The 10,543-nt window shown below is 63.2% G+C and carries 10 protein-coding genes; 5 read left to right on the forward strand and 5 right to left on the reverse strand.

The window, feature by feature from the left end; all coding sequences use genetic code 11:
- Positions 1-284: 284 nt before the first annotated feature.
- On the forward strand, positions 285-1,475 hold the full coding sequence (locus tag NKH38_RS22685) for an aq_1923 C-terminal domain (RefSeq protein WP_023697470.1): 1,191 nt from the start codon (positions 285-287) through the stop codon (positions 1,473-1,475).
- Positions 1,476-1,705: 230 nt separating this feature from the next.
- Here NKH38_RS22685 and aspS read toward each other — a convergent pair whose 3' ends face one another.
- On the reverse strand, positions 1,706-3,493 hold the full coding sequence (gene aspS, locus NKH38_RS22690; protein WP_352762297.1) for an aspartate--tRNA ligase: 1,788 nt from the start codon (positions 3,491-3,493) through the stop codon (positions 1,706-1,708).
- Positions 3,494-3,718: 225 nt separating this feature from the next.
- On the opposite strand from aspS, the gene NKH38_RS22695 reads away from it, so the two are divergent.
- Positions 3,719-3,934, forward strand: a complete 216-nt coding sequence (locus NKH38_RS22695) for a hypothetical protein (protein ID WP_352762211.1) — start codon at positions 3,719-3,721, stop codon at positions 3,932-3,934.
- A gap of 200 nt (positions 3,935-4,134) precedes the next feature.
- On the opposite strand, the gene NKH38_RS22700 is transcribed toward NKH38_RS22695, so the two are convergent.
- The gene (locus NKH38_RS22700; protein WP_023715384.1) at positions 4,135-4,893 is read right to left on the reverse strand and encodes a DeoR/GlpR family DNA-binding transcription regulator; all 759 of its coding nucleotides are present in this window, start codon (positions 4,891-4,893) and stop codon (positions 4,135-4,137) included.
- 107 nt (positions 4,894-5,000) lie between these two features.
- Here NKH38_RS22700 and NKH38_RS22705 point away from each other — a divergent pair, with 107 nt between their 5' ends.
- From NKH38_RS22705 to rnd, 3 genes are all read left to right on the forward strand, one after another.
- Positions 5,001-6,206, forward strand: a complete 1,206-nt coding sequence (locus NKH38_RS22705) for an MFS transporter (protein ID WP_352762209.1) — start codon at positions 5,001-5,003, stop codon at positions 6,204-6,206.
- Between the two features lie 104 nt (positions 6,207-6,310).
- On the forward strand, positions 6,311-7,555 hold the full coding sequence (locus NKH38_RS22710; protein WP_352762208.1) for an MFS transporter: 1,245 nt from the start codon (positions 6,311-6,313) through the stop codon (positions 7,553-7,555).
- A gap of 75 nt (positions 7,556-7,630) precedes the next feature.
- Entirely contained in the window at positions 7,631-8,782 is a 1,152-nt protein-coding gene (gene rnd / locus NKH38_RS22715; protein ID WP_352762296.1) for a ribonuclease D, read from the forward strand.
- 63 nt (positions 8,783-8,845) lie between these two features.
- Here the strand turns inward: rnd and NKH38_RS22720 are convergent, their stop codons facing one another.
- From NKH38_RS22720 to NKH38_RS22730, 3 genes are all read right to left on the reverse strand, one after another.
- Positions 8,846-9,265, reverse strand: coding sequence for an MAPEG family protein (locus tag NKH38_RS22720; RefSeq protein WP_023673032.1), 420 nt, complete (start codon positions 9,263-9,265; stop codon positions 8,846-8,848).
- Between the two features lie 22 nt (positions 9,266-9,287).
- Positions 9,288-9,857 (reverse strand): hypothetical protein, encoded by a 570-nt coding sequence (locus NKH38_RS22725; RefSeq protein ID WP_050587175.1) that lies wholly within the window; start codon positions 9,855-9,857, stop codon positions 9,288-9,290.
- Between the two features lie 19 nt (positions 9,858-9,876).
- Positions 9,877-10,543: IMP dehydrogenase (locus NKH38_RS22730; protein ID WP_352904504.1), on the reverse strand; the 667-nt coding region annotated here is incomplete at its 5' end.

Raw genomic sequence — 10,543 nt, forward strand, 5'->3', positions numbered from 1 at the left:
GTTCCCCCTTGCCGTCCCTGTGCAACAGCAACGGTAGCAGTGCTGTTGCCAACCAACATCAATCTGTTACACGCCCTCTCCAAGGCAGGAGACGGTACGCAGGGGAGCCCGACCTTCATGACATATTCACCGCGTCGGGCGAAGGCTCCCGCTCCGATTTGCCTTTCGCCGTGATTTTCGACAACTCTGCGGGAAAGCGCCTTTTTCCCGTCCAGTTCGTCACGGAATGGTGATGGCGTAGAATTGAGAAAACACTTTTTCAGGACTCTCTCAGGGAACTCGCGATGACAATCCAACGTTCGACACTCAAGAAACTTGCTTTTTCGACCTTTTTGCTGACGCTGCCGCTGAATGCCGCCTTTGCGCAAGACACGGCGGTTGCCGACCGACTGAAGGCCGCACTTGCCGTCCAGGGCGTCGATATCACCTGGACCGGCGTTACCGGCGACAATTCCAGCATGGTGCTGCAGGGCGTGTCGGTCAAACCGGCGGCCGAAAAGGAGGCGCTGCCGATCGGCGACGTCAAGCTCGAGGGCGTGACCGAAGCCAATGGCGGCTTCGATGTCGCGACCATCACGACTTCGGCCTTCGAGCACAGCAAGGACGGCGTCACGCTCAACCTCACCCCCTTCGTCATCCACGACGCCAACATCCCGGCTGAGGGCGCTACAGGCCCGCTCGGCTCGATGATGATCTACAAGTCGGCCGAACTCGAAAACCTGACGGTCAAGGTTGCCGACAAGACCGCCTTCTCGGTGGATGGGCTTGCTGTCCAGATCACGCCGCCGGCCGACGGCAAGGCGATGGAGTTTTCCGCCACCACGGAAAAGTTCAACGCCGACCTGACCCTGGTCGACGATGCGAAATCCAAGGAAGCCATCGAGGCCCTCGGCTACCAGAACATCTCGGGCAATATCGAAATCGGCGGCACCTGGCAGCCGAGCGACGGCAAGATGGACCTGTCGAAATACGACATCTCGGTCGAGAATGCCGGCACGCTCGGCATGACCTTCGGCCTCGGCGGCTACACGGTCGACTTCGTCAAGTCGCTGCAGGAGATGCAGAAGAAGATGGCGGCGCAGCCCGAAGGCGCCGACAATTCGGCGCAAGGCATGGCCCTGCTCGGCCTGTTGCAGCAGCTCTCCTTCAACAGCGCATCGATCCGCTTCGATGACGATTCGCTCACCGGCAAAGTGCTTGAGTATGTCGGCAAGCAGCAGGGCATGTCGGGCAAGGACATCGCCAACCAGGCCAAGGCGATCGTGCCGTTCGGCATGGCGCAGCTCAACAATCCCGAACTGACCGCCGAAGTGACGGCCGCGGTGAGCAAGTACCTCGACGATCCGAAGAGCCTCGAGATTTCGGCCGAGCCGCCGGCAGCGGTGCCGTTCGCGCTGATCATGGCCGGCGCCATGTCCAACCCGGCCGACCTGACCAAGACGCTGGGCGTCCACGTCAAGGCCAACGAAGACTGATCGAAGTTCGCTCCCTTCTCCCCGTCACTATACGGGGAGAAGGTGCTGGCAGGCAGATGAGGGGCGGCGCCAACGCCTGCAAATTGTAGTTCGATGCTGAACCGATTGTCAGAAGGCGCCAACTGCTAAGGCCGTTCGCCAATCGCCTGCATGCGTGCTGCCCCTCATTGTCCTGCCGGACATTTCTCCCCGTATAGAGACGGGGAGAAAGGGCAGCTGCAACGCTGCCGTCAGTCCTTCTTCACTGCCGCGACACGCAGCGACAGATCACGCAACTGCTGCGGCGAGGCTTCCGAAGGCGCGTTCATCAACAAATCGTAGGCCTGCTGGTTCATCGGGAACATGGTGATCTCGCGCAGGTTCTTGGCCCCGACCAGCAGCATGACCACGCGGTCGACACCGGCCGCCATGCCGCCATGCGGCGGCGCGCCATACTGGAAGGCGCGATAGAGGCCGCCGAAGCGCTCCTCGACCGTGGCGCGGTCCAGCCCGACCGTCTCAAACGCCTTGACCATGGTCTCGGGCAAATGGTTGCGGATACCGCCAGAGGCGATCTCGAAGCCGTTGCAGACCATGTCGTACTGGAAGGCCTTGATGCCGAGCAGGTCGTCGCCGTTGAGCGCGTCGGTACCGCCTTGCGGCATCGAGAACGGGTTGTGGGCGAAGTCGATCTTCTTCTCCTCCTCGCTCCATTCGAAGAACGGGAAGTCGACGATCCAGCACAATTCGAAGCGCTCGCGGTCGACAAGGTTCAGTTCTTCGCCGGCACGCGTACGCGCGGCACCGGCGAAGGTAACGAACTTCTTCGGATCGCCGGCGACGAAGAAGGCGGCGTCGCCATCGGCAAGGCCGAGCTGCTGGCGGATCGCCTCGGTGCGCTCCTCGCCGATGTTCTTGGCCAGCGGACCGGCGCCTTCAAGCTTGTCGCCTTCCTTGCGCCAGAAGATGTAACCCAGTCCCGGCTGGCCCTCGCCCTGCGCCCACGAGTTCATGCGGTCGCAGAAGGCGCGGCTGCCGCCGGTCTTGGCCGGAATGCCCCACACTTCGGCCTTCGGATCGTTGGCCAGGATGTTGGCGAAGACCTTGAAGCCGGAATCGCGAAAATGCTCGGAGACGGCCTGCATCTCGATCGGGTTGCGCAGGTCCGGCTTGTCGGAGCCATATTTGCGCATCGCGACATCGTAAGGAATGCGCTGGAATGTCTGCGTCACCGGCTTGCCGTTGGCGAAGGTCTCGAAGACGCCGCGCATCACCGGTTCCATGGTCGACAGCACGTCGTCCTGCTCGACGAAGCTCATTTCGAGGTCGAGCTGGTAGAATTCGCCGGGCAGACGGTCGGCGCGCGGGTCCTCGTCGCGGAAGCAGGGCGCGATCTGGAAATAGCGGTCGAAGCCCGAAACCATGATCAGTTGCTTGTACTGCTGCGGCGCCTGCGGCAGCGCGTAAAAGGTGCCGGGATGGATGCGCGACGGCACCAGGAAGTCGCGCGCGCCTTCCGGCGACGAGGCCGTCAGGATCGGCGTCGAGAATTCGGTGAAGCCGACATCGGTCATACGCTTGCGCATCTCGGCGATGATTTTCGTGCGCGCCACGATGTTCCTGTGCAGCGTCTCGCGGCGCAGGTCGAGAAAACGGTACTTCAGGCGGATGTCTTCGGGATAGTCGGGCTCGCCGAACACCGGCAGCGGCAATTCCTTGGCTGCCGACAGCACCTCGATCTCGCGGGCAAAGATCTCGATCTCGCCGGTCGGCAGGTTGGCGTTGGTGGTGTCCGGCAGGCGCGCCTTGACCTCGCCGTCGACGCGGATCACCCATTCGCCACGCAGCGTCTCGGCCACCTTGAAGGCGGGCGAATCCGGATCGACGACGATCTGGGTCAGGCCGTAATGGTCGCGCAGGTCGATGAACAGCAGGCCGCCATGGTCGCGCACGCGATGCACCCAGCCCGACAGGCGAACCGAAGAGCCGACATCGCTCTTTCTCAACTGGGCACAGGTGTGGCTGCGGTAACGATGCATTGTCATGTCAAAATTCCGGGGTGTTCTGGTTGCGGGCCGAAGCATCAAAGCCCGGTCCAAAATTTGCGCGAAAAGCGCATGGGAGGCCCGATTTGTCAAGGCAAGCCGGGTTTGGGTCGTCTCTCTAACCGCTCGTCAGTGTTGAAGTCTTTGCCAGGCTTGGCGCATTGCCGCCAGAAGTGTTTCTCGCGACAGCGCAGTCATCGAATGATCTGGAGATACTTCATGCCAAAACCCACAGTCCCGCCGAGTGTCGGGCCACATAATGGCCGCGAATTGGAGCTGATGCTTCAGGGCGACAAATCAATGGCCTTGTTCGCGGCGGAACCGGGTATGGACGCCGACATATTGGCGATGCAGGGCTTTGCACCGTTTGTCGACAAAGGCCGCATCCTGAAGTTCACCCAGATTGTTCCTAAAACCTCAGTGGAAGAGCGCTGATACTGCCTGCCGACAGAAGAATGACGCTGCAAACTGAGCTTGTTGATCTCCAGAACGTGCCGCAGCGGAGAGGCCTTTGACATCTTCACATCGAATGATCTGGCGAGGCTTGAAGGAGCCCTTCTCGGTCATTCAAAGGAAGATGTCGAAGTGTTCGTCGCCCATGCTGCGTCCCGGACTGCCCGCGCGCCGAGCTCCGTTTAAGCCAAATGGATTTCGGCGCCCTGGCGTTCGAAATCCGCGAGGATCGCGGCCGGCGCGGTCTTTTCGACCACGAGGTGGCGGATCGCCTCTGGCCTGGCGACCCGGTAGGGTGCGGCTGTGGCCAGCTTGTCGTTGGTTACAGCGATGACGATGCCTGCGCTGTTCTTGGCCATGGCCCGCTTTACCTCGGCCTCAGCCGAATCGAAGGCCGTGACGCCGCGCGACGCATCGAGACCGCAGGATCCGAGAACAAACAAGTCCGCGCCAAGTTGCCCGACAGCGGCAAGCGTGTCGGCGCCGACGCAGGCGCCGAGATGGCGGTCGAACCGCCCCCCCAGCACAATCAGTTCGACCAAAGCGTGGTCTGACAGGACGGAGGCAATTTCGAGCGAATTGGTGGCGACGGTCAGATCTATGTCGCGCGGGATGGCCCTGGCGATCGCGGCATTGGTCGAGCCGCTGTCGATGAACAGGGTCTGTCCGCGCGAAAGCAGTGCCACGGTTGCGCGGGCCAGCCGCGTCTTTTCTTCGACGGCATGACTGGCGCGCAGGCCGACAGTCGTCGATGCGAAGGGTGCGGGCGCGACCGCACCGCCATAGACGCGGCGGCATTGCCCGGCCTTGGCGAGTTCCCTGAGGTCGCGGCGAACCGTGTCCTCCGAAACGCCGAAGCGGCTTGCCAGCTCGCCGGCCAGTACCCGGCCCTCGACGGCGAGGCGATCGCGAATGATTTGATGCCGCTCATCGGTCAGCATTGCATGATCCTGTTTTCTTTTTGCACGTTCTTGCACGATTTGCATGTTTGTGCAAGATAAGAGAATATCAACCACAATCGCCGGCTCTCTTCCCCGAAAGCATCGTCATGACCTTTGGCCTCCGCCTCGCTCCGCAACACCGGGTCTACGCCGGCTTTGCGATCTATTCGTTCGCCATGGGCCAAATCTTCCCGCGGCTGCCCGACATCAAGCATGCCATGGGCATAGGAGACGGCACGCTCGGGCTCAGCCTGATCGGGACGCCGATCGGCACCTTGACCGCGCTGACGCTGGCGGCGCCGATCCTGGAGCGCGTCGGCTTCCGCCGCGCGCTGCTCGGGCTGGTGCCGCTCTTGTCGGTTGTCTTTGCCATTGCCGTGCATGCGCCTGGGCCGCTTGCGCTGTTCCTGATGCTGTTTCCGGTCGGCCTGATGATCGGCAGCGTCGAGATCATTCTCAATGTCGAGGCCGACAGAACCGAATTCCTGCTCAAGCGCCGGATCATGAACCGGGCGCATTCGTTTTGGAGCATCGGCTTTTTCGGCGCCGGCCTGTTCGGCGCCGCGCTTGCGCATCTCGGCATTTCGCCGCAACTGCACCTGGCCATTGTCGTACCGATGGTGGCGACAGGAATCGCGCTGTTTCTCGGCGGTTACGAACCGGCGCCGAGCGGCTTCGCCGGCAATGACGAGACGGCGCCAACGCTGGCGCGGCCGACGCTGCCTATCCTCGTCCTCGTCGCGGTGACACTGTCGGCGATGCTGATGGAAGGCGCCAGCATCGACTGGTCGGCAATCTACATGCGCACCGTATTCGATGCGGGCCCTTTCGTCGCCGGCTTCACCGTGGCGCTGTTTGCATTCTCGCAAGCGAGCACGCGCTTCTTTGCCGACTCCTTTGTCGAGCGCCACTCGCCGAGCGTCGTGGCGCGGGTGCTGCTGGCGACGATGGCGGTCGGCGTGCTGCTCGTCTTCTTCTCGCCTGCCCCGCTCGTATCGATGCTGGGCTTTGCGCTACTTGGCATCGGCAGCAGCGCGATCTTTCCGCTGGCGATCTCGGCGGCGGCCCAACGCACGGACCGCTCCGCGGCAATCAATGTCGCGGCGCTGTCGCAGATCTCCTTCGTCGCCTTCCTGCTCGGCCCGCCATTGCTCGGCTTCGTCTCCGACCATTGGGGCATTCGCTCGGCCTTCGGTATCGGCATCCCCTTCATCATCCTCAGCCTGCTGACTGCCGGCTCGCTTGGCCGAAGGGCGTCCCGGGGCAAGCCTGCGCCGGCGAGCGAAGCTTTGGCGAGGGCCGACGGAGCTTGAACGGCCGCACTTGAAGCCACACACCTGTTGGCGGCGGGATAAGCCACTGGCATTGGCCACACCGATGGTTCAGAACTGTGGAGCCACCTAAGCAACGGTTCCGTATGTCCTCCATCCGCCCGCTGATCCCGCTCCTCATCGCCGCCGGCATCCTGCTTGGCGGCAACGGGCTGCAGGGCACGCTGATCGCGCTGCGCGGCGCGCAGGAAGGATTTTCGGCCTCCGACATCGGCCTGATGGGCACGTTCTATTTCGCGGGCTTCCTGCTTGGTTGCCTCGCAGTCACCCGCATCCTCAAGGCAGTCGGCCATGTCCGGACGTTTTCAGCGCTCGCCGCCATCGCCGCGGCCAGTACGCTGCTCCTGGTGCTGGTGATCGATCCGGTGATGTGGTGCGCGGTGCGCTTTGCCGGCGGTTTCTGCTTTGCCGGCCTGTTCACCGTCATGGAAGCCTGGCTGAACTCCGGCGTCGAAAACAAGGATCGTGCGCGCGTGCTGGCCATCTACCGCATGGTCGATATCGGCTCGGTGACCGGCGCACAGTTCCTGATCCCGATCTTCGGCCCGGGCGGCTTTGCCATCTTCGCCATCATGTCGATGATGATCACGCTGTCGCTGGTTCCGGTGTCGCTCGGCGACCGCTCCAACCCGACGCCGCCGGAAGACGTCAAGCTCGATCTCGCCCGCGTCTGGCGGATTTCGCCGCTCGGCTGCTTCGGCTGCATCTGCGTCGGCGTCACCAACAGCGCCTTCCGCACGCTGTCGCCGGTCTATGCCGAACAGATCGGCATGTCGGTCGCCGATGTCGTCACCTTCGTCAGCGTCGGCATTTTCGGCGGCGCCCTCATCCAGTATCCGCTCGGCTACCTCTCCGACCGCTGGGATCGGCGCGCGGTGCTTCTGGCCACGACATGCGGCGCCATGTTCGCGGCGCTGGCGCTGGCCTTCGTCGCCGGCGCCGATCCGACCCTCAATTTGATCATCGTCTTCATCTTCGGCAGCTTCGCCATGCCGCTCTATTCGCTATCGGCGGCGCATTCCAACGACCGCGCCGACAAGGGCGAGTTCGTGCTGATCAACGCCGCCTTGATGCTGTTCTATTCCTTCGGCGCCATTGGTGGCCCCTTCGCGGCCTCGACGGCCATGCAATATTTCGGACCGGGCGCCCTGTTTGTCTTCAGCGCAGTCGTCTACGCCACCCTCATCGCCGTCATTCTCTACCGCATGCAGGTGCGCGGCAGCGTGCCGGCGGGCAAGCGCAGCCGCTTCACGGCGCTGCTGCGCACATCAACCGTCTTCGCGCGGCTGGCGCGCAGAAATGGCGATTCCGACGGATCGGCTCATACTTGACCGAAGGGCGGCTTGACGAAAGCGCCCATGGCTGAAATTGAAAGAGAACCTTACCCGTTACTAAAAAGCGATTTGATGCACGTCATCACCACCCAAACTGAGCTCGAGTCCGTTCTCGCCGCTTTTGAAAAGTCGGATTTCGTCACCGTCGACACCGAATTCATCCGCGAAACGACATTCTGGCCGATTCTGTGCCTGATCCAGATGGCGGCGCCAGGCGTCACCGCGCTGATCGACCCGCTGGCGCCCGACATCAACCTCGCCCCGTTCTTCCGGCTGATGGCCAATGAAGCGGTGGTCAAGGTTTTCCATGCCGCGCGCCAGGACATTGAAATCATCGTCCATCTCGGCGATCTGGTGCCGCATCCGGTGTTCGACACCCAGGTCGCGGCCATGGTCTGCGGCTTCGGCGACAGCGTCTCCTACGATCAGCTGGTGCAGCGCATCACCGGCGCACGGCTCGACAAATCCTCGCGTTTCACCGACTGGCGCCACCGGCCGCTGTCGGACAAGCAGCTCGACTATGCCTTGGCCGACGTCACCCATCTGATCGACGTCTACAAGCATCTCAGCGCCGAACTGGAGCGGGAAAACCGCGCCCATTGGCTAAACGAGGAAATGGAGGTGCTGACTTCGCGCGAGACCTACGATCCGCACCCCGAAGACGCTTGGAAGCGGCTGAAGATGCGGCTGCGCAAGCCGCAGGAGCTGGCGATCGTGCAGACGGTGGCGGCATGGCGCGAACGCGAGGCGCGCGAGCGTGACGTGCCGCGCGGCCGGGTGCTCAAGGACGACGCCATATACGAGGTCGCCCAGCAGGCGCCGCGCGATGCGGTAGCGTTGGGCAAGCTGCGCACGACGCCGAAAGGCTGGGAGCGTTCGTCGACGGCTACCGCATTGCTTGGCGCGGTCAACACGGCGCTCGCTTTGCCCCGCGAAGAGATGCCGAAGCTGCCCAAGAGCTTTCAGCCGCCCGAGGGCTCCAATGCCGCCTCCGAGCTGCTGAAAGTTCTGTTGCGGATCGTCGCCGAGAAGGAAGGCGTCGCCTCGAAAGTGCTGGCGTCCAGCGACGACATCGACCGCATCGCCGCCGAGGGCGAGGATGCCGACGTGCCGGCCCTGCAGGGCTGGCGACGCGCCGTGTTCGGCGAAGCCGCACTGAAGCTGGTGCGCGGCGAAATCGGCATCAAGTTCGACAAGCGCAAGATCGCGGTGTTCGATTTGTAGACCCCCACCCCGCTCCGCTGCGCGGAGCGACCCTCCCCACAAGGGGGAGGGTAAACAACTGCCCTACACCGCTCCGAGCAGGTGTAGCGCGAACCAGATCCATGCCAGCAAGAGAATGATCGCGCCGACGTAGAAGGCGCGGCTGCGAAACCGCAGATTGTTGCTGGTGAGGTGGACCCAGGCGTGGCCATAGCGGGAAATCACGAAAATCCACATCAAGGCCAGGGTCAGATAATTGACGCCATTGGTCGCGTGCAGCGCCAGGCACAGCACATAGAACAGCACCGGCAGTTCAAACTGGTTGATGAGATTGTTGGCAACCGTGACGCTCGACCCGGGCTCGGTCGTGCGCACCTTGTATTGACCGACCTTGGCCTCGCCCGATTTGACCGCGCCGTAGCGGCGCCGGCCCATCACGACATAGACGATATAGACGAGCAACACCTGCGCCAGCATCGGCCAGAAAATCGCGGTCTGGCTCATGGCGTTGCCCCTGCTCTGTCGTTCATGCCTGTGGACGCCGCTGGGCGGCAAGGATCAAAAACGCGATGACGATGACGGGGATCGCCAGCAGCGCGAATTTGGTGACGATCAGCGACGAGGCCAAAGACAGAGAATCCGGGTTGGCCGACAGCGCATCGGACAGAAGCCGCGCCACCGCAATGTTCTGGGCGTAGTCGGCGCACGTGTAGGGCAGCACGATGACCAGCGCGAACAGTGCCTGAAGCTGCACCGGCATGGCACGAAAATTCTTCAGCCGCCGCCCGGTTGCCAGGATCAGGCTGACCATGGTCAGCGACAGCAGCGCCGGGAAGAGAAGGTCGAAAGTCAAATAGTGCCAGACCAGGATGATCTCGCTGCCGCGTCGGCCGAGTGCCGTCAGCCAGGCCATGCCCTCGTCGGGCGTGAACCCGCCAAGGCGCACGTCGAGCGACGGCAGGCCACCGCTCAGCCGGCGGAAATAGAAGAATTCCAGCAGCGTCATGATGATGAAAACCGCCGCGGCGGCAAAGCACAGCGCGCCGGCATGGCGCGCCAGCCGCAGCACGATCGTCGCCTGGTGGCGCCAGAGCATGTACCGCTCTGGCTGCCGGTCAGGCTCCGCCAGGATAGTTCGGGCTTTCGCGGGTAATCGTGACGTCATGGGCGTGGCTTTCACGAAGTCCGGCGTTGGATATGCGCACAAAGGTGGCGCGTTCGCGAAAATCGGCAAGGTCGCGGCCACCGACATAACCCATAGCGGCTTTTAGCCCGCCCGCAAGCTGGTGCAGCACGCCAGACACAGGTCCCTTGTATGGCACCTGCCCTTCAATGCCTTCCGGGACCAGTTTCAGCGTGTCGCGAACCTCGGCCTGGAAGTAGCGATCGGCCGAGCCGCGCGCCATGGCTCCGACAGAGCCCATGCCGCGATAGGCCTTGAAGGAGCGGCCCTGATGCAGATAGACCTCGCCCGGGCTTTCGTCGGTGCCGGCCAGCAGCGAACCGATCATGGCCGCACTGGCGCCGGCGGCAAGCGCCTTGGCCAGGTCACCCGAATATTTGATGCCGCCGTCGGCGATGACCGACACGCCTGATCTATGCGCCGTCTCGACCGCCGACATGATCGCCGAAAGCTGCGGCACGCCGACGCCGGCGACGATGCGCGTTGTGCAGATCGAGCCCGGGGCCCGGGCGCCCATTACGGCCTCGGGCCCCGGGGGGGTGAGCGCCGGCGTGCCGTCGGGGGGGGGGACGGTTCCGGCCAGGGTGGGGGCGGGATTT

Origin of the sequence: Mesorhizobium sp. M1078 (assembly GCF_040318615.1) — a bacterium.
In the GTDB taxonomy this organism is placed as follows: Bacteria; Pseudomonadota; Alphaproteobacteria; order Rhizobiales; family Rhizobiaceae; genus Mesorhizobium.

Coding starts and splice junctions, on each gene's coding strand:
- NKH38_RS22725 (WP_050587175.1), bottom strand. CDS start 9,857: ATGCTCTGGCGCCACCAGGCGACGATCGTGCTGCGGCTGGCGCGCCAT.
- NKH38_RS22710 (WP_352762208.1), top strand. CDS start 6,311: ATGTCCTCCATCCGCCCGCTGATCCCGCTCCTCATCGCCGCCGGCATC.
- NKH38_RS22700 (WP_023715384.1), bottom strand. CDS start 4,893: ATGCTGACCGATGAGCGGCATCAAATCATTCGCGATCGCCTCGCCGTC.
- NKH38_RS22705 (WP_352762209.1), top strand. CDS start 5,001: ATGACCTTTGGCCTCCGCCTCGCTCCGCAACACCGGGTCTACGCCGGC.
- aspS (WP_352762297.1), bottom strand. CDS start 3,493: ATGCATCGTTACCGCAGCCACACCTGTGCCCAGTTGAGAAAGAGCGAT.
- rnd (WP_352762296.1), top strand. CDS start 7,631: ATGCACGTCATCACCACCCAAACTGAGCTCGAGTCCGTTCTCGCCGCT.
- NKH38_RS22720 (WP_023673032.1), bottom strand. CDS start 9,265: ATGAGCCAGACCGCGATTTTCTGGCCGATGCTGGCGCAGGTGTTGCTC.
- NKH38_RS22685 (WP_023697470.1), top strand. CDS start 285: ATGACAATCCAACGTTCGACACTCAAGAAACTTGCTTTTTCGACCTTT.
- NKH38_RS22695 (WP_352762211.1), top strand. CDS start 3,719: ATGCCAAAACCCACAGTCCCGCCGAGTGTCGGGCCACATAATGGCCGC.